We start from the raw sequence: 17,108 nt of genomic DNA, 5'->3' as shown, positions 1-17,108 counted from the left end.
GCAGCACCCGATGAACATACTCTATTACGACTGCTTCGCGGGCTTAAGCGGCGACATGAACCTGGCGGCCATGATCGGCCTGGGCGTGGACCCGGACCACCTGCGCGCCGAACTCTCCAAGCTGGGCCTGGACCACGAGTTCGAACTGCGCGTGGGCAGGGACTCCCGCCACGGCATCCACGGCGTGCGCGTGGACGTGGTGCTCGCGGAGCACGGGCACGGCCACGCCAACGGGAACGATCACGACCGGCACGACCATGAGCACCACCACGGCCATGAGCACGAGCACGGCCAGGGCCGGGACGAGCACCAGCACGCCCATGGGCACGAGATCGGGCACGCCCACGCTCCCTTCGGCTGTGGCACGCGCAAGCACGCGCCGGGGCATGGGGTTCCCCATGACCCCGGGGTCGATCAGGGGCGCGCGCCGGAGCGCGAGCCCGCTCACGGCCACGCCCGCAACGCGCCGTCAACGCTACGTGACACTGTTAGTCATACGAAATGTCATGCAGGGGCGGTCCCGGGCCACGCCCCGCACCGCAATCTGGCGGCCGTGGAGGCCATCATCCGCGCCAGCGGGCTCTCCGAGGCCGTGAAGCGGACCAGCCTGGACATCTTCCGCAGGGTGGCCGAGGCCGAGGCCACGGTGCACGGCAAGCCCCTGGAGGAGGTGCACTTCCACGAGGTGGGGGCCACCGATTCCCTGGTGGACATCGTGGGCGCGGCCGTGTGCTTCCACGCCCTGGGCGTGGACGCGGTGTGGGCCGCCCCCGTGGAGCTTGGCGGGGGCTTCGTGCGCTGCGCCCACGGCCTGATGCCCGTGCCCGCCCCGGCCACGGCGGAGATCCTCCGGGGCGTGCCCACCACGCGGGGCGCGGCCCGGCACGAGGCCACCACCCCCACGGGCGCGGCCATCGTGGCGTCCCTGGCCTCGCGCTTCACGGCCTCCCCGGCCATAGCCGTGGAGAAGACCGCCTACGGCATAGGCCACCGCGAGGCAGACATCCCCAACGTGCTGCGCGTGCACCTGGCCCGGGCCGAGGCCCCCGCCCCGCGCAACCCCGTGCAGGCCGCGCGCCTGCTCCAGTGCAACATCGACGACATGACCGGCGAGGCCCTGGGCGTGGCCATGGACCTGCTCATGGAGCAGGGGGCCATGGACGTCCACTTCGCGCCCATCCAGATGAAGAAAAACCGCCCGGCCACGTGCGTGTCGCTCCTGTGCGCCCAGGCCGACGAGGAGCGCTTCAAGGAGCTCATCTTCCGGCACACCACCACCCTGGGCGTGAAGAGCTTCCCCCTGGAGAAGACCGTGCTGGCCGTCTCCTTCGAGACCCTGGAGACCCCCCTCGGCCCCGTGACCCTCAAGAACGCCCTGTTGGACGGCAAGGTGCTGCGCTCCAAGCCCGAACTGGAGGACTGCCGGGAGCTGGCCCGCCGCCACGGCGTGCCCCTGGCCGAGGTCTACGCCGCCGTGCACGCCGCCCTTGCCGGACGGGGGAAGCCGTGAGCGCCGCGCCCTCCCTCTCTCCCGACCAGCGCCTGGAGCGTCTGGACGCGATCTTGCGCGCGGGCGGCCCGGCGGCCGTGGCCTTCTCGGGCGGCCTGGACAGCACGTTCTTGCTGCACGCCGCGCGCAAAGCCCTGGGGGACGGCCTCCTGGCCGTGACCCTGGAGACCCCCTACACGCCCGAGGGCGAGGTGCGGGAGGCCCGCGCGGCCGCCAGGGGCATGGGCGTGCGCCATCTGGTGCTCAAGACGCCCGTGCCCGAGGACATCCGGGACAACCCCCCCGAGCGCTGCTACCTCTGCAAGCGGCGGCTCTTCGGGCTGGTGGTCCGCACGGCGGCGCGCGAAGGCCTGCGCCGCGTCCTGGACGGCACCAACCGGGACGACCTGGGCGACCACCGCCCCGGCCTGCGCGCCGTGCGCGAGCTGAACGTGGAGAGTCCGCTCCTGGCCGCCGGGCTGGGCAAAGAGGACCTGCGGGAACTGGCCCGCGCCCAGGGGCTGGCGGTGTGGGACCGCCCGGCCGGGGCCTGCCTGCTCACGCGCCTGCCCCACGGCGTCCGCGTGGAGGAGGCCCAGCTGCGGCGCATCGACCAGGCCGAGGACTTCCTGCGCGAAGTGGGCTTCCCGGCCGTGCGGGTGCGCTGCCACGGCGACGCGGCGCGCATCGAGGTCCCGCGCGAGCGGGTGGGCGAGCTGCTGGAGGCCGAGGCCCGCCACGGGGTGGACGCCAGGCTCAAGGCCCTGGGGTTCGCCCACGTCTGCGTGGACCTGGCGGGCTACCGCACCGGAAGCCTCAACAAGAACGCCGCCCAGGCGGAGAAGGCATAGCGCATGGATTCGCAAGACAGCCTGAGACGGCTGCTGACCGGCATCCGGGACGGCAACCTGGACATCGAGGAAGGGGTGGAGCGCCTGCGGGACCTGCCCTTCATGGACCTGGGGCACACCAAGTTCGACCTGCACCGCTCCCTGCGCAACGGCTTCCCCGAGGTGGTCTACGCCGAGGGCAAGACCCCCGCTCAGGTGGGGGACATCTTCTCGCGCCTGCGCGGCCTGGCGGACGTGCTGGCCACGCGGGTCACGCCCGAAACGGCCGGGCACGTGCTCTCGCTGTGCCCCGAGGCGCAGTACAACCCCGCCGGGCGCACCCTGACCCTGCGCCGGGCCGAGCCCTCCTGGCGCGCGGGCGAGATCGCCATCGTCACGGCGGGCACGTCGGACCTGCCCGTGGCCGAGGAGGCCCGCGTCACCTGCGAGATGCTGGGCAGCCGGGCCTTCGTGGTCTCGGACGTGGGCGTGGCGGGCATCCACCGCCTGCTGGACCGCCTCGAAGCCATTCGCAAGGCGCGGGTGGTCATCGTGGCGGCGGGCATGGAGGGGGCGCTGGCCAGCGTGGTGGGCGGCCTGGTGCCGCAGCCCGTGGTGGCCGTGCCCACCTCGGTGGGCTACGGGGCCTCGCTCAAGGGGTTCACGGCGCTCCTGGGCATGCTCACATCCTGCGCCAGCGGGGTGACGGTGGTAAACATCGACAACGGCTTCGGCGCGGCCTGCGCCGCCTGCCGCATCAACAATCTCTTCCCGGACTGAGCGCCCGCCGAATCCAAGGCGGTCCGGCAATGGGCTGCTCTCCCGTCCTCATGGCGGCGTGAAATCCCCGTCGGACGCCAGTCGGATCGGCCCCTGGGCGCGGCGGGCGTGCCGCGTCAGGCGGAGAGCCTGCCTCGCAGGGGCAGGGTGAGGGGGATGGCGGCCAGCACGGTGAGGCCTGTGGCCTGAAGGGCCGGCTGCAGGCCCAGGGCGTCGGAGAGCATGCCGTAGCAATAGGGCGCCGCCGCGCCAGCGCCGATGGCCGCCGTGTAGTAGACCGCGAACGCCTGGCCGCGCCGCTCCCGGGGGATCAGCTCCGGCACGCTGCCGTAGAGCGCCGAGGACGTGCCGTTGAGCGCCATCCCCAGGATCGGGCACAGGCACAGCGCCCCCCAAAGGGGCAGCGGGGGCAGGGCCAGGATGAACGGGGCCGTGCAGGCCTCGGTGACGATGATGGAGCGCAGCACGCCCGCGCGGGAAGCCACCACGCCGCAGACGAGCTTGCCCGCGCAGCCCCCCGCGAAAACCAGCCCCAAAGCAATGCCCAGCAGGTTCATGTCCGCCCCCTTCTCGCGCAGGAGAAAGGGCAGGAAGGTGAGCAGGCCCATGCGCGTGGCGCTGTCCAGCACGCCGATGGCGTTGAGCGCGACGAAGCCGGGTGTGATGAGGTCGCGCATCCGGGTTGACGGGGCTTGCGCTTCCCGGACGTCGGGCGCGACGCCCCGCGCCGGTCGGCCGAAAAGGAAAGGCAGGGCCAGGCCCGTGGCCACACCTGCGAGGGAGAGCGCCTGGAGGGCGTTCTGCCAGTCCATGCGCGCCAGCAGAATCCCCGCTGCCGCCGGAAGCAGGAGTTTCCCCATGTCCCCGACGAAGTTGTAGGTGGAGAGGGCCACCCGGGAGCCCTGTCCCGCATAGGCCTGTGCGATGGCCGCCGAGGCCAGGGGGTGTTGCACGCTGGCCCCCACGCCGCCCAGGGCCAGCAACCCTCCCAGCGCCACGGCCGTATCCGCCGTGCCGGCCAGAAAGAGCGCGGCGCTGGCCAGCAGCGTGCCGACCACCAGGAGTCGGCACGGACCCAGGCGTCCCGCCAGCATCCCGGCGGGGATCTGGCACAGGGCCAGTGTTCCCGAATAGAGTGACTTCATGAGCCCCACCTGGGCGTAGCTCAGGGCGAAGACACCCTGCCAGACCGGGAAGAAAACGTAGAGCATGTCCGTGAAGCCGTCGTGCGCCAGGTGCGCCAGGCAGGCGGCCAGGAGCGTGCGGCGCGGGGCGGGTGTGGCGTGGTCCGGCATGAGGGGTTTCCGGGTTGGGGTGCGATCGTTCCCTTCTGGGGCATGCGGCCCGGCAGGGCAAGGCCTTCGAGGCCCGTTTTGCCAAGGCCCGGCGGCCCTGTCCGTCCGGACCGGGCCGCCGGGGTTGGGGCGGGCGTCTAGCCGGGCGTCACGGAGAAGGCTTCGTGGGCGGCGATGTCGCCCCGGGGCGGGTCGCCGCGCAGCGCCACGGCCAGCACGTAGGGGGCGGGCACGCCGGGGTAGGTCAGTCCTGGCGCTGTCGCGAACCCGAAGCGGGCGTAGTACCCGGGCTCGCCCACCAGCGCCACGCCGCGCGCGCCCAGGGCCTCGGCGCGGGCGAGCGCCGCGCGCACCAGGGCGGAGCCGATGCCCAGGCCCTGGAGATCGGGCACGACGCCCACGGGGCCCAGCAGAAGCCAGCCTTCGCGCTCCCGACCCACCGACGCGGGCGAGAGGGCGACGTGCCCGGCGGGCAGGCCGTCCTCCTCGGCCAGAAGGGAGACGCGGAGGGCGCGGGCCGCGCGCAGGCGCTCCACGATGAGGTGTTCGACAGGCTCCGCGCCGGGCGGGTGGACGGGATGTCCCTTGAAGGCGGCGTAGTGGATCTTGGCGATGCCGGGGGCGTCGCCGGGGCGTTCGTCACGGATGGTCATGGGGCGCTCCTTGTGCGCTGGGTTTCCGGGGCCGGCCGGTGGCCGGGGGGTGCACGCAGGGAGGGTCGCCGGGCAAAGCGCTAAGCGGCCTGCCGGGAGGGTCCTGGCAGGTGCGCTCTGGCGTAACGCGTTTCCGCAGGTGGTGCGGCCTTCCGGGAGGAAGGCCATCGGCCTGGGGCTAGCGTCCTCGGCTTTCGCCGGCAACCCGCGCCGCAAGGTCCGTGTGGGAAGTACGCAAACAGTCCTCGTGGGAATGTCGTCGGATGTGGGGCTGCGCTACCCCCGCAAGTCCCGGCCGTCAAGCGCCGGTGGAGTCTCAGGGACCGGCTTTGGCCTTTTCGAAGGCGGCGCGGACCTTCCGGAGCTTCTCGGGCCGGGTGAGGAATACGGGCCGTTCCGAAAATTGGAACGTCCTGGGTGCAGAAAGGGGGGGACACGTTCTCGCAAAGGTGCCCCATGATTCTCGATGAATGCATCTGCTCCCTGGACTCCTCCGGCGCGTTGCTGGTGGACCTGCGCCCGGTCTACGGTGAAGACGAAGGCGTGGTGCGTCTGCGCTCATGGGACGACGGGCTTGCGGTGGAACACCTCGGGCCGTCGGGCTGGCGGCCGGACCACTACGCCTTCGACATCCCTTTGGCCTGCCCGGATTGGACGGGCGGGGCCTCGCACCCCGTCCGACGGTTCACGGAGGGCGTGCCGGTTTGGGCTCTGGAGGTCGCGCGGCCGTTCCGTTACGGCCAAACGCGCCTGTTGCGGGTGTTGCGCGCCGCCCCCCGGATGCAGGACCTGGCCCGCGACGATCCGCACGTCTTCTGGCTCCTCTCCGACTGCCTGCCCGAAGGGCGACCGGCCGAACGCCTGAAGGGGCTTGCGCACCTGCGGCGGCGCGACATCCTGGCCCTGGCCCTGGGCAGCGGTTCGGAATCCATGGCGCGTTTGCTGCGCAAGCTGCGCAACCCCTCCTACGAGCCCTCGGACATGGACCTGCTGCGCCGCCTCTTCGGTTCCGACCTCTGGACGCGCCTGCGCCACCTGCCGCGCGTGGACTGGCAGGCCCTGAAGGTGGTGGGCCGAGAGCCCAGGCTGCTGAACTGCCGCTGCGTGCAGAACCTTTTATCCGCCGCGCAGGAGCGCAACGCCGCGCGCGAAACCTCAAGGCTGCGCGAACTCCTGCAGGACATCCGCCGCTTGGCGCGGGTGATGCGCCTGCCGGCGCCCGAAAGCCGTATCGAGCGCCTTCCGGACCTGGAGGCCGTGGAAGCCTACCACGACTCCCTGGCGCGCACCCTCTCGCGCAAGCGCAGGGCCGAGGTGGAAGCCCGCTACCCGGGACCGTTCCCGCCGCCGCCGCTCCCGGGCGACGCGGACATCGTGCCCGTGGCCACGGTGGGCGAACTCTTCGATGAGGGCGAGGCCATGCGCCATTGTGTGGCCAGCTACGTGGAGCGCGTGCTGTGGGGGGCCTGCGCCATCTACAGGGTGCTGGCCCCTCAGCGGGCCACCCTGGAGGTGGTGATCCTGGAGGACGGGAAGTGCCGGTTGGGACAGCTCAAGCTTTCGTGCAACCGGGAGGCCTCGGCCGAAACGCAGGCCCGGGTACGCCGCTGGATGGCCGGGGCCCGGGAGCGCCTACGCGCCGGGGGGGTATAGCGCGGCCATGGCCGTCAGTTCGGCGCGTACGGCTTCTTGAAATTCACCGGGGGCTTCCACCCTGGCCCTGGCCCCGAAGCTCAGAACCCAGGAAAGGGCTTCGGCGGCGCTCCCGGCCGTGAAGCCCAGGCGCACGCCCCCGTCGGGGAGCGTTTCCAGTTCCTGGTCCTCGCTCCAGATGCGCTCGCGCACGTAGGTGGCGGCCAGTCGGTCGAAGACCACCACGGCGCGCAGGGGTTCCTGGCGCATAATGCCGAAGCCGGAGCCGCCTTGGGCAGGGGCGGGGTGGGCGTGGCGCTGTCCGGTGGGCTCCAGCGACGAGAGGCGTTGCAGGGCCAGGAGCATGGGGCCGACCGTCCTGGAGGGGGCGTCGTCGCTGAGTTTCAGGCCGTGAAGGTACAAGGATTCCCGGTAGGAGACGCACTCAAGGGGCGCGAAGAGGTGTTCACGCGGCTCGCTGCGCCCCACGCCGGTGTAGCGTATGCGGCAGACGGCGCGCTCCTCGATGGCCTTGCGTGCGCTCTCCAGCAGGGCGGCGTGGCCGGAATAGTCGATGCGGCCCTTGCACTCGGCGCGCACGCGGCTCTCGAAGGCCTGGGCGCGCTCCCCGTAGTCGGGCAGGAGGGTTCCGGCGGCGGCCAGCGCGCCGTCGATCTGTTCCCGCACGGCCTCGGGCACCATGTGGCTCACCATGTCGCGGCACATCACCAGGCTCTGGAGCTGGCCGGGCGTGACGGGCAGGCGCGGCGGGCGCCCGGGCGAGCGGAAACGGTACCAGTTCTCGCGCCCCGTACGCCCTGTTTCCAGGACGTTCCAGCGTTGCTCGATGGCGCTGATCAGTCGCAGCACCGTCTGTTTGGAGCAGGAGAGCTCCCGGGCCAGCTGCGAGAGGGTGTAGGCCTTGCCCGTGAAGAGCAGCAGCGAATAGAGCGCCAGAGCCTTCTGGCCCGGGGTAGCGTCGTCTTGTTTGGGCGGCATGGGGAATTCTCCTGACCGAAGACCGGCGGGGCGACGATAACCGTACCGGCGGCCGTCCGTCCAGGTGGGGGAGGCAACGTACGGCGGGGAGGCCGTGGGCATGAAGGGCAAGAAGGGATTCACCGTGGCGGAGGGGGACTTTCACCCCCTGACCGGAACTCTTGCGCTGACGCTTCGCGAGCGCGGAGAGCGCGAACCCTTGCGCCTGCTGGTGGAGCCGCCCGTGCGGGGGATGCGCGTGTTTCGCCGCACTCCCGGGGGGCTTGTGGACCAGGGCCACCGGCTGCCCCATGCGCTTCTGGACGCGCCTCCGGGACGGGCCCACGCCCTGACGGGGCTGCGCGCCTTTCTTTCGGAACTTCCGCCCGAGGCCGTGCAGACCGCGCGGGGTATCGCCCATGGGCAGTACCCCTGCCTGGCCCTGCTGGGCTGCCACGAGGCCGCACGCCAGTTGTGGAGCACCTGCCCGGCGCTCCTGTGGATACTGGGCGTGGGCATTGCGGAGCGGCCCTACGCCAGCGACGAGATCGCGGGGCTCCTGAAGTTGTCCCACAAGGCGCTCTGCCGTGCGCTTTTGCCGGGGTGCGACGCGCGCGGCGTCACGCTGCTGCGCAGGCTCCGGGGCATGGCCTATTTCCTGGAGGACTTCCTGACCTTGCGCGCCCTGCTGCACCGGCCCGGGTTTCTGGAGCACGCCGCGCACCTTCCGGCCGTCTCCTGGCCTGCCCTGCGCATGGTTTCCGACGCGTTGATGGGCACGCCCAGGCTCATGGCCTCGCCCCTCTTCCGGGAAGCCCTTGCACGGGAAACGCCGGACCGGCAGGCGCTGGAACGCATCCGGGAGTACGTCCAGGACGCCCTGCGCCTGGGCGCGCGCCTTGGGATCGAGCATCCCGAGCGCGCCCTGCGCCAATGCCCGGACCTCTCCAGGCTGCGACGCCTTCACGACCGCTGGACCGGGCAGGTCCACGCCCTGGATGTGGGCGACATCCTGGGCCGCACGGCCCTGGCCTATCCCCCGCCTCCGGTGGCGGGAACGGCGGACATCCTCCCCGTGACAGGCGCGGCGCAACTGCATGCTGAAGGGCGCGCCATGCGCCACTGCGTATTCTCCCACCTGGAGGACGTGCTGGCCGGGCGCGCCTACGTCTACAGGATGGTCGCGCCACAGCGCGCCACCGTGCGCATCGAGCGCGCCGGGGCAGGCTGGAGGTTGGGGGAGATGCGCCTGGCGGGCAACGTGCTGCCCTCGGATCACGCGGTCGGCGAGGCATGGGCCTGGCTCGACCGGGCGCGGCGCGCCGGAGTTCGGGAATCTGGAACGACGAAGGCGTAGCGTTGCTGTCGATGTCGGTCGGCAGAAGCATGTTGGCCGAACAATCTTCGTGTAACCCTACCAAGGAAAGGAGGGTTTTGGAATGCTTGTTAAGATGGCTAAGGTTTTCTAAAGGTAATGTGTCGAAGAACAGCGTCGTTGTTTCGCGTGTTGAGCATCGACTGGTTTCAGCCGTCGCCTATCCGGAGTTTGTCGTATGAATATGACCTGTTGTGTCCGGCTTGTGCTCCCTTCCCCGCGTCTTTCCGCCACCTCTCCCCCAGTCCAGTAAAAACGAACAGCAGGCTGTCGTCCCACGTCGCAAAGCGTCGGGGTGCGTGCGCCCCGTGCCGGGGGGCGGCGTATCGTTCCGCGAGCGCGAAGGAAAACAGACAGGCAGGGACAATCTCCCCCCCGGTGTCCGTCGGTGTGATCGCAAGGCAAGGGTAACGTCAAAAGGGCGGCGTTCCGCCCAACCATCCAGGAGGATCGCATGGCAGTCAGTCTGGTCAAGGGACAGAAAATCTCGCTCGCCAAGGAGGCCCGGCCCGGCCTCACGCGCGTGATCATGGGCCTGGGATGGGACGCAGCCAAGAAAAAGGGGATCTTCGGCTTCCTGAAGAGCCCGGCGGCCATCGATCTGGACGCCTCCTGCGCCCTGTTCGACGCGGCGGGAGACCCGGTGGACGTGGTCTGGTTCAGGCAGCTCAAGAGCAAGGACGGGAGCATCGTGCACACCGGGGACAACCTCACCGGCGAAGGCGAGGGCGACGACGAACAGGTCATCGTGGACCTCTCCGCCGTCCCGTCGGGCGTGAAGTCGTTGGTGTTCACGGTCAACAGCTTCCGGGGGCAGACCTTCGACGAGGTGGAGAACGCATACTGCCGCATGGTCGACGCCTCCAACGAGCAGGAAATCGCACGCTACCAGCTGAGCGGGGGCGGCAGGCACACCGCCATGATCATGGCCAAGGTCTACCGCCACAACGGAGAGTGGAAGATGCACGCCATCGGCGAGCCGGCCTCCGGGCAGACGATCCAGGAGCTGGTCCCGGGCATGCGGGCGCATCTGTAGCGGAAACCTCAAGCGCAAGGAGAATGTGTCATGGCGGTATCTCTTGTTAAGGGCGGCAACGTCTCGCTTTCCAAGGAAGCCCCGGGCATAGAGTCGATCCTGGTGGGCCTGGGCTGGGACGCCAGGGCCACGGACGGGGCCGACTTCGACCTGGACGCCAGCTGCTTCATGCTGGGCGAAACGGGCAAGGTTCTGGGTGACCACGGATTCATCTTCTACAACAAGCTCAAGAGCGACTGCGGCTCCGTGGAGCACACCGGGGACAACCTCACCGGCGAAGGCGAGGGCGACGACGAGTCGATCGTGGTGGACCTGAGCAAGGTCCCCTTCGGAATCGCCAAGCTGGCCTTCACCGTGACCATCCACGAGGCCGATTCGCGCAGGCAGAACTTCGGCATGGTCTCCGGGGCCTACATCCGCATCGTGGACCGCAAGTCCGACAAGGAGATCGCCCGGTTCGACCTCTCCGAGGACGCCAGCACCAACACGGCCATGACCTTCGGCGAGGTCTACCGCCACGGCGGGGAGTGGAAGTTCCGGGCCGTGGGGCAGGGTTACGACGGCGGCCTGGGGCCCCTGGCCAGGAACTTCGGGGTTAAAGTCTAGCGGAAGGCCCGCCCGCCCGGGAAAGATCCCGGGCGGGGCGAATTCCCGTAAGGGACAGGGGGAAGCGTCATGCGCAACATGCACCAGAGCAAATGGGTGCGCTTCGGCCTGGCGGGCGGTGCGGGCGGCCTGCTCGCGGGCATGGCCTACCATCTGCTGGAGCCCCGCGGAGCGGCGCTCACGTGGATCGTCGGGGTGTGTCTGGTCTGCGTGATGGCCGCGGGGGCCATCGTCTGGGCTCAGCATCGCTACCAGGGACGCGCGGGCCTGCCCTGGGGGCCTCTGGCCCGTTGCGCGGCCGTCACGCTGCCCGGTGGCGCTCTGGCGGGGTTCATTGCCTACCATTCGGGCTTCTTCACCTCGGGAGTTCTGGGGCTGGGCTCGGATTACGGCCGGTTCTTCGGCTGGGTGATCGCCGGAGCGCTCGCGGGCTGGGCCGTGGCGGCCAGCGTGCCCAACCTCAAGCGCGGGCACGCGGCGCTGGGCGGCGCGGCGGGCGGTCTGGCGGGGTGCTCGGTCATGTACCTGCTGGGCCATAGCCTGGTGGCGGGACTGGCGGTCCAGGGGCTGGCCATCGGGGTGTGCGTGGCCCTTGTCGAGGTGGTGTTCCGCAAAGCCTGGCTGGAATACGAGGCGCTGCCGGTCTCGGAGGGCGTCACCCTGCGGAAGCGCGTGCGCCGGGTGGTGGCCCTGGGCGACAAGCCCATTGTGTTCGGCGCGGGCAGGGCGGTCGACATCGTTCTGGCCGATGGCATGGGCTACCCCGAGGAGGCGGCCCGTCTGGAGGTGCGGGGGGCGCGCATCGTGCTGGAGGACCGCATCAACCGGCTGAGCCGTGATCTCCAGAACGGCAGCAGGGGCCAGGTCGGCAACGTGGAGTATCTGGTGCGCGAGAGCCTGCCCACGGCGTCCGCGCCCTAGAGCGGGTGGCGCCGCGCGGGGGATGAGTGCGGCCAGGCGCGGTGCGGTCGCGCGACGCAAGGAGAGGACATGAGACTGACTCGGGGACAAAAGGCCAGACTGGCGGAGCTTGCGAACACGCAAGAGTTCCAGGTGGGGGTATCCCTGGACTTCCGGGGCCAGGGCGGCGCCGACGTGAGCTGTTTCGGCGTGGACCAGGACGGACGGCTCTCGGACGACCGTTACTTTATCTTCTACAACCAGCCCGCCTCGCCCGAAGGGGCGATCAGGATGCTCGGCCCGGCCTCCGGGGATGCGGAGCGCTTCGCGCTGGACCTGGCCCGGCTGCCCCAGGGCGTGCGCAGGCTGGTGTTCGCCGCCGCGGTGGACGGCCCAGGCGTGATGAGCCGGCTTTCCGCCGGTTGTGTGCGCCTGCTCGCGGGCAACGAGGAGTTCGCGCGCTTCGAGCTGTCCGGAGAGGACTTCGCCCAGGAGAAGGCCATCATCCTTTTGGAGGTGTATTTCAAGGATGTCTGGCGCGTGGCGGCGGTTGGCCAGGGCTTCAGCGGCGGACTCGGGGCGCTGCTGGCTCACTTCGGTGGCGAGGAGCTCAAATCCCGGACGCCTTCCCCTTCCCCTGAACCCGCTCCGGCCAAAGTGGTCCTGGAAAAACGCGGGGATCGCCGCACCGTGTCCCTGGAGAAACCGGGAAGCCCCCAACCCATCCGCGTGAATCTGAACTGGACACGCAAGGCCGTGAAACGTGGCATTTTCGGCGCCAAAGCCAAAGAGGCGGACCTGGACCTGGGCTGCATGGTGGAGATGCAGGACGGCTGGACCGACGTGATCCAGGCTCTGGGCGACTCCTTCGGCAGCGTGAGCGACACCCCCTACATCCGCCTGGACAAGGACGACCGCAGCGGGGCCTCCGACGACGGTGAGAACCTGGTGATCATGCGCCCGGACCTCATCAAACGGGTGCTCGTGTTCGCCTTCATCTACGAGGGCACGGCCCGGTTCTCCGACGTGGAGGCCCGAGTGAGCGTCACCGACGCGCTGGGCAACCAGACCGTGGTGGGCCTCGACAACCCGGCGTTCTCGGACATGTTCTGCGCCGTCTGCCTGATCGAGAACACCGGGGGCTCCATCGGCATCGTCAAGGAGGAACGGTACTTCAAGGGACACAAACAAGCGGACAAGCACTACCGCTTCGGCTTTACGTGGACGACCGGGTCCAAATAGCGCCCGGCAAAGACCGTGCGCCGCAGCCCGAAACCTTTTCGCAACCGTCATGACGTGGAGGTTGAGATGATCGGCGATTATTCCCTGTTCGAGGCAGGGCTCTTTATGGGCATCGTGGCCCTCTCGCTGTGGACGGACCTCAAGGCCCACACCCGCGACGAGGCCGTGAGCGTGCGCAGCGCGGCGCTGTGGTCCGGATTCTGGATTCTGCTCGCGTTCGCCTTCTCGGGCTACGTGGGGGCCACCCACGGCTGGGGCGACGCCTCCTTGTTCCTCACGGGCTACATCCTGGAGAAGTCCCTGTCCGTGGACAACCTTTTCGTGATCATGGCCATCTTCTCCTCCTTCTGCATCAAGGACGCCTTCCAGCACCGGGTGCTCTACTATGGCATCCTGGGCGCGCTGGCGCTGCGCCTGGTCTTCGTGGCGGCGGGCAGCACGCTGGTGATGATCGGCGGCAAGTACGTCCTGGGCTTCTTCGGCCTGTTCGTGCTCTGGTCGGCCTACAAGATGTGGAAGGAAACCGGCGGCGACGACGGCGAGATCGAAGACTACACCGACCACTTCTCCGTGCGCTGGACCAAGAAGTTCTTCCCCGTCCACCCCTTCATGAAGGGACACGACTTCTTCACCCGGGAGAACGGCCGCCTGCACGCCACGCCGCTCTTCCTGTGCCTGGTCTGCGTGGAGATAGCCGACGTGATGTTCGCCTTCGACAGCGTGCCGGCGGTCATCGCCGTCACGCAGAAGCCGTTTCTGGTCTACACGTCCAACATCTTCGCCATCCTGGGGCTTCGCTCCCTGTACTTCCTGCTGGCGGCCGCCAAGCGCTATCTGTGCCACCTTGAGAAGGCCGTCATCGGAATACTTGTGTTTATTGGTCTGAAGATGCTGGTGGATGTCGCGGGAATCGTGCATATTTCCCCCCAGGTGAGTCTTACCGTCGTGAGTACCCTGTTGGCCTTCGGCATCATCGGCTCCTACATGTTCCCGGAGCCTCTGCCTGCGGCGGAGCATGCAGACCGCTGCACAACCCCCGATAGCGGCCAGGGCGACTGACATCGCGGAACCGGCGCGGGCGCTGCCCCGTGCCGGACCCGCATTGTTGCGCGCGAAAAGAAAGGAGTGAACGACGATGCTCGACAAATTCGTAGCCTGGGCCAAGGACACCGCCGGCACCCTTGCCACACAGGTGCGCAAATACCGCAACAGGGACTTTCTGGAGGCCGCCATCGCGGGGTGCGCCATGGTGGCCGCAGCCGACGGCGTCATCGCCCCGGAAGAAAAGCGCAAGATGATGGGTTTCATCAGCCACAACGACGCCCTCAAGCACTTCGACGCCGCCGAAGCCATCGCGCTCTTCGAGAAATACGCGGGACACTTCCAGTTCGACCCGCTCATCGGCAAGGGCGAATGCCTTAAAGCCATCGCGCCGCTCAGGAAACGCCCGGAAGAGGCGCGGCTCATGGTTCTGGTCTGCTGCGCCATCGGCACGGCGGACGGCTGCTTCGACGCCAACGAAAAACAGGCCGTCCGCGAAATCTGCGCCGCCCTGGAGCAGAACCCCAAGGACTTCAACCTGTAAGGGCGCATCGGACGCTGGCGCGGCGCCACCGCGCGACATGCCGGACCAACGACAGGACTGGGCCAAACCATGGTGAACTTGATCAGAGGACAGCGGGCGAAACTCTCCGACCTACTGCCGGGCCGGCAGTTCCGGGTGGGCTTCAAGGCCGATGGAGGCCGGGGCGCGTTCGACATTTCCTGCTTCATCCTGGACGGGCAGGACCGGGTCCTCTCCGACGGGGCCATCGTGTTCTACAACCAGATCTGTTCCGAGTGCGGCGGGGTGGCCCTGCTGGGCCCTCACGGCGGGGATTCCCAGGTGGCGGAGATCGACCTCGACCTGCTCCCGGCCGGCGCGCGCAAGGTGGCCTTCGCCATCACCCTGGACGGCCGGGACATCTCGGAGATCCCCTCCGGGCACGTGCGCCTGATGCATAAGGGCCACGAGGCCGCGCGCTACGAGTTTTCGGGGATGGATTTCGCCGGGGAGACCGCACTCATCGCCATGGAGCTCTACATCAAGGACGTGTGGCGGGTGCGCGTGGTGGGGCAGGGGTTCGTGGGCAAGGGTCTGGAGCACCTAATAGGGCACTTCGGCGGCGAGGTCGCCGAATCGGCCCCGGACGCATCGAGCGGGAAGTCGCAGGCCGGGATCCCCGACGCGCAAGCCGAGGAGCTGCTGGCCCGGGCCCTGTCGCGGAACAGTCCGGCCCAGGCGCTCCTGGACGGGCCGAAGTCCGGCCCCGAGGTGGCTCTGGGCCCCGAGTCCTCCGCGCGCGAGCTGCAAGGCCCCGCCGTGCTGCACGGGCCGCGCACTCTGGACGGCAGGGGCGCCACCCTCTGGACCGCCAGCGGTCCGGCGCTCCTGGTGGCGGGGGAGGGCGTGACGGTGCGCAATCTGCGGGTTGAAGTCACGAAGGATGGCGCGCGCGGAGACGAAGCCTGCGCCGTGGTGATGCTGCCCGGGGCGCGGGCGGATTTCGAGAATGTGGAGGTGCGCGGGAACGTGCGGGGCGTCCCCGGGGAGGAGGGCGAGTGGAACCTCCCGGCGTCGCTGCCCCTGGGGATTCTGGGGCGCGCACACGAGTACGTCTTCGTGGCGGGCGTCACGCTGCCGGTGCCCTGTACGGTCCACGCCTCGGTGTCGGGGATGCGCGTTGAGCCGGAGAGCCTGCCCGCCGGAACGGGCGAACTGCGCCTGCATGTCAGGGGAGGATCATTCTTCAACGATACGGTGCTCCATGGCCGCATCGAGCTGAGAACGAGGTGTTTTCGGCGTGCGATCATGGTGACGGGCCATGTGGTGGATGCGGCGGCCCAAGGCGTCGCGCCGCCGCCCGGCCCGATACGGCTCTGAGGCCGCCTCGCGGCAGTCCCTGGTGGGAAACAACCCTTCAATCAACCGTCAAGGAGGCAAAGCAATGTCAGACGAACCTGGAAGAAGGCTTCCGGTCTACCTGGTGGTGGACACCTCGGGCTCCATGTCCGGCGAGAAGATCGAATCAGTGCGCCAGGGCATCAAGGCCCTGCTGGCGGACCTGCGCGGCGATCCGCAGGCCATCGAAACCGCGTACCTCTCCGTGATCACGTTCGACTCCTCGGCCCGCCAGAATACCCCCCTTTCGGAGCTCATGCTCTTCAAGGAACCCGCGCTGGACGCCGATGGCACCACGGCCATGGGCGAAGCCCTCAGGCTCCTCAAGGACTGCATTGAACGGGAAGTGAAGAAGAGCTCCAGCACCCAGAAGGGAGACTGGAAGCCCCTTATCTTCCTGCTGACCGACGGCCAGCCCACCGACTCCTGGGAGTCCGCCGCGGAGGAGCTGAAGAAGTCCCGGCCCGCCAACATCGTCGCCTGCGCCATCGGTTCCGACGCCGACGTCGGCCCGCTCAAGCGGATCACGGAGATCGTGGTGCGCATGGAGGAGGTGCAGCCCGAGACCTTCAAGGCCTTCTTCAAGTGGGTGTCCTCGTCCATCAAGGCCACATCGGCAAGCGTGAACACCCAGGGCAACGCTGCGGTGAACATTCCGCAGCCACCCTCGACCATTCAGATCGTGCCTTAGCGAGGCCGGGGCTCCCGCGCGCGCGGGAGCCCCGCCGGTTGCGCAGTGCTGGGGAATCCGAGGGGGGCGCGAAGAACATCGAGTGCGATTGCATGCGAAGCGACAAACGCGGAACGACGGTCCGTCTGATGGTCAAGGTTGTCGGCGGGGCCGACGCCGCGGCCCGACGAGGCGCACGCTCCGCCGAACGGTCGGCTTCAGGAATGACAACGCGCCATTCAACCGCCAAGGAGGCACTGCAATGTCGGACGAACTCGCAAGAAGACTCCCCGTCTACCTGGTGGTGGACATCTCCGGCTCCATGGCCGGTGAGAAGATAGAATCGGTGCGCCAGGGCATCAGGTCCCTGCTGGCGGACCTTCGCTGCGAACCGGTGGCCATCGAGACGGTCTGCCTCTCCGTGATCACGTTCGGCTCCTCGGCCCGCCAGGAATCCCCGCTCTCCGAGCTCATGCATTTCCAGGAGCCCGTGTTGCGCCTGGACGGGGCCACCTCCATGGGCGCCGCGCTCCGGCTCCTGAAGGAGTGCATCGAACGGGAGGTGAAAAAGAGCTCCAGCACCCAGAAGGGCGACTGGAAGCCCCTTATTTTTCTCATGACCGACGGCCAGCCCACCGACACCTGGGAGGCCGCCGCCGAGGACCTGAAGAGAGCCAGGCC

General features: G+C 69.0%; 17 protein-coding genes. 14 read left to right on the top strand and 3 right to left on the bottom strand.

What is annotated here, in order from left to right; all coding sequences use genetic code 11:
- Positions 1 to 10: 10 nt before the first annotated feature.
- Genes larC through larB form a run of 3 tightly spaced genes read left to right on the top strand, consistent with a single transcriptional unit; the run spans position 11 to position 3,099 of the window.
- Positions 11 to 1,510: a nickel pincer cofactor biosynthesis protein LarC gene (gene larC, locus NNJEOMEG_RS15885; protein ID WP_173086217.1), complete on the top strand. Its 1,500-nt coding sequence runs from the start codon at positions 11 to 13 to the stop codon at positions 1,508 to 1,510.
- Complete coding sequence (gene larE / locus NNJEOMEG_RS15880; RefSeq protein ID WP_173086215.1) at positions 1,507 to 2,340, top strand: ATP-dependent sacrificial sulfur transferase LarE; 834 nt, start codon at positions 1,507 to 1,509, stop codon at positions 2,338 to 2,340. Before larC ends, larE begins: the two co-directional genes overlap by 4 nt.
- Before the next feature lie 3 nt (positions 2,341 to 2,343).
- Positions 2,344 to 3,099: a nickel pincer cofactor biosynthesis protein LarB gene (larB, locus tag NNJEOMEG_RS15875; RefSeq protein ID WP_173086213.1), complete on the top strand. Its 756-nt coding sequence runs from the start codon at positions 2,344 to 2,346 to the stop codon at positions 3,097 to 3,099.
- Positions 3,100 to 3,215: 116 nt separating this feature from the next.
- Here the strand turns inward: larB and NNJEOMEG_RS15870 are convergent, their stop codons facing one another.
- Together NNJEOMEG_RS15870 and NNJEOMEG_RS15865 are read right to left on the bottom strand one after the other, a co-directional pair.
- On the bottom strand, positions 3,216 to 4,394 hold the full coding sequence (locus tag NNJEOMEG_RS15870; RefSeq protein ID WP_173086211.1) for an MFS transporter: 1,179 nt from the start codon (positions 4,392 to 4,394) through the stop codon (positions 3,216 to 3,218).
- A 137-nt stretch (positions 4,395 to 4,531) separates the two neighbouring features.
- Positions 4,532 to 5,047, bottom strand: a complete 516-nt coding sequence (locus tag NNJEOMEG_RS15865) for a GNAT family N-acetyltransferase (RefSeq protein WP_173086209.1) — start codon at positions 5,045 to 5,047, stop codon at positions 4,532 to 4,534.
- A gap of 456 nt (positions 5,048 to 5,503) precedes the next feature.
- Here NNJEOMEG_RS15865 and NNJEOMEG_RS15860 point away from each other — a divergent pair, with 456 nt between their 5' ends.
- On the top strand, positions 5,504 to 6,700 hold the full coding sequence (locus tag NNJEOMEG_RS15860; RefSeq protein WP_173086207.1) for a PcfJ domain-containing protein: 1,197 nt from the start codon (positions 5,504 to 5,506) through the stop codon (positions 6,698 to 6,700).
- Here NNJEOMEG_RS15860 and NNJEOMEG_RS15855 read toward each other — a convergent pair.
- Complete coding sequence (locus tag NNJEOMEG_RS15855) at positions 6,680 to 7,678, bottom strand: helix-turn-helix transcriptional regulator (RefSeq protein WP_173086205.1); 999 nt, start codon at positions 7,676 to 7,678, stop codon at positions 6,680 to 6,682. The genes NNJEOMEG_RS15860 and NNJEOMEG_RS15855 overlap by 21 nt on opposite strands.
- 100 nt (positions 7,679 to 7,778) lie before the next feature.
- On the opposite strand from NNJEOMEG_RS15855, the gene NNJEOMEG_RS21035 reads away from it, so the two are divergent.
- The 10 genes from NNJEOMEG_RS21035 to NNJEOMEG_RS15805 form a co-directional block, all read left to right on the top strand.
- On the top strand, positions 7,779 to 9,014 hold the full coding sequence (locus tag NNJEOMEG_RS21035) for a PcfJ domain-containing protein (protein ID WP_173086203.1): 1,236 nt from the start codon (positions 7,779 to 7,781) through the stop codon (positions 9,012 to 9,014).
- 472 nt (positions 9,015 to 9,486) lie between these two features.
- The gene (locus tag NNJEOMEG_RS15845) at positions 9,487 to 10,068 is read left to right on the top strand and encodes a TerD family protein (RefSeq protein WP_173086201.1); all 582 of its coding nucleotides are present in this window, start codon (positions 9,487 to 9,489) and stop codon (positions 10,066 to 10,068) included.
- A 30-nt stretch (positions 10,069 to 10,098) separates the two neighbouring features.
- The gene (locus NNJEOMEG_RS15840) at positions 10,099 to 10,674 is read left to right on the top strand and encodes a TerD family protein (RefSeq protein WP_173086199.1); all 576 of its coding nucleotides are present in this window, start codon (positions 10,099 to 10,101) and stop codon (positions 10,672 to 10,674) included.
- Between the two features lie 69 nt (positions 10,675 to 10,743).
- Positions 10,744 to 11,595: an FHA domain-containing protein gene (locus NNJEOMEG_RS15835; protein WP_173086197.1), complete on the top strand. Its 852-nt coding sequence runs from the start codon at positions 10,744 to 10,746 to the stop codon at positions 11,593 to 11,595.
- Positions 11,596 to 11,664: 69 nt separating this feature from the next.
- A complete protein-coding gene (locus NNJEOMEG_RS15830) occupies positions 11,665 to 12,816 on the top strand; it encodes a TerD family protein (RefSeq protein ID WP_173086195.1) in 1,152 nt (383 codons plus the stop codon).
- Between the two features lie 66 nt (positions 12,817 to 12,882).
- Positions 12,883 to 13,875 (top strand): TerC/Alx family metal homeostasis membrane protein, encoded by a 993-nt coding sequence (locus tag NNJEOMEG_RS15825; RefSeq protein WP_173086193.1) that lies wholly within the window; start codon positions 12,883 to 12,885, stop codon positions 13,873 to 13,875.
- A gap of 76 nt (positions 13,876 to 13,951) precedes the next feature.
- The gene (locus NNJEOMEG_RS15820) at positions 13,952 to 14,401 is read left to right on the top strand and encodes a tellurite resistance TerB family protein (protein ID WP_173086190.1); all 450 of its coding nucleotides are present in this window, start codon (positions 13,952 to 13,954) and stop codon (positions 14,399 to 14,401) included.
- 69 nt (positions 14,402 to 14,470) lie between these two features.
- Positions 14,471 to 15,739 (top strand): TerD family protein, encoded by a 1,269-nt coding sequence (locus NNJEOMEG_RS21030; RefSeq protein ID WP_173086189.1) that lies wholly within the window; start codon positions 14,471 to 14,473, stop codon positions 15,737 to 15,739.
- A 64-nt stretch (positions 15,740 to 15,803) separates the two neighbouring features.
- On the top strand, positions 15,804 to 16,448 hold the full coding sequence (locus NNJEOMEG_RS15810; RefSeq protein WP_173086187.1) for a vWA domain-containing protein: 645 nt from the start codon (positions 15,804 to 15,806) through the stop codon (positions 16,446 to 16,448).
- Positions 16,449 to 16,530: 82 nt separating this feature from the next.
- A partial coding sequence (locus tag NNJEOMEG_RS15805) for a VWA domain-containing protein (RefSeq protein ID WP_371865504.1) occupies positions 16,531 to 17,108 on the top strand: 578 nt, incomplete at its 3' end.

Source organism: Fundidesulfovibrio magnetotacticus (assembly GCF_013019105.1).
GTDB classification, from domain to species: Bacteria; Desulfobacterota; Desulfovibrionia; order Desulfovibrionales; family Desulfovibrionaceae; genus Fundidesulfovibrio; species Fundidesulfovibrio magnetotacticus.
Note: the sequence above shows the minus strand (reverse complement) of the source record. Positions and strands in the feature narration are given on the sequence as shown.

Bases quoted from the DNA above. Each gene is read 5' to 3' on its own strand.
- NNJEOMEG_RS15820 (WP_173086190.1), top strand. From the start codon at position 13,952: ATGCTCGACAAATTCGTAGCCTGGGCCAAGGACACCGCCGGCACCCTT.
- NNJEOMEG_RS15845 (WP_173086201.1), top strand. From the start codon at position 9,487: ATGGCAGTCAGTCTGGTCAAGGGACAGAAAATCTCGCTCGCCAAGGAG.
- larB (WP_173086213.1), top strand. From the start codon at position 2,344: ATGGATTCGCAAGACAGCCTGAGACGGCTGCTGACCGGCATCCGGGAC.
- NNJEOMEG_RS15830 (WP_173086195.1), top strand. From the start codon at position 11,665: ATGAGACTGACTCGGGGACAAAAGGCCAGACTGGCGGAGCTTGCGAAC.
- NNJEOMEG_RS15855 (WP_173086205.1), bottom strand. From the start codon at position 7,678: ATGCCGCCCAAACAAGACGACGCTACCCCGGGCCAGAAGGCTCTGGCG.
- NNJEOMEG_RS15810 (WP_173086187.1), top strand. From the start codon at position 15,804: ATGTCAGACGAACCTGGAAGAAGGCTTCCGGTCTACCTGGTGGTGGAC.
- NNJEOMEG_RS15825 (WP_173086193.1), top strand. From the start codon at position 12,883: ATGATCGGCGATTATTCCCTGTTCGAGGCAGGGCTCTTTATGGGCATC.
- NNJEOMEG_RS21035 (WP_173086203.1), top strand. From the start codon at position 7,779: ATGAAGGGCAAGAAGGGATTCACCGTGGCGGAGGGGGACTTTCACCCC.
- larC (WP_173086217.1), top strand. From the start codon at position 11: ATGAACATACTCTATTACGACTGCTTCGCGGGCTTAAGCGGCGACATG.
- NNJEOMEG_RS15840 (WP_173086199.1), top strand. From the start codon at position 10,099: ATGGCGGTATCTCTTGTTAAGGGCGGCAACGTCTCGCTTTCCAAGGAA.
- NNJEOMEG_RS15870 (WP_173086211.1), bottom strand. From the start codon at position 4,394: ATGCCGGACCACGCCACACCCGCCCCGCGCCGCACGCTCCTGGCCGCC.
- NNJEOMEG_RS15860 (WP_173086207.1), top strand. From the start codon at position 5,504: ATGATTCTCGATGAATGCATCTGCTCCCTGGACTCCTCCGGCGCGTTG.
- NNJEOMEG_RS21030 (WP_173086189.1), top strand. From the start codon at position 14,471: ATGGTGAACTTGATCAGAGGACAGCGGGCGAAACTCTCCGACCTACTG.
- NNJEOMEG_RS15865 (WP_173086209.1), bottom strand. From the start codon at position 5,047: ATGACCATCCGTGACGAACGCCCCGGCGACGCCCCCGGCATCGCCAAG.
- NNJEOMEG_RS15835 (WP_173086197.1), top strand. From the start codon at position 10,744: ATGCGCAACATGCACCAGAGCAAATGGGTGCGCTTCGGCCTGGCGGGC.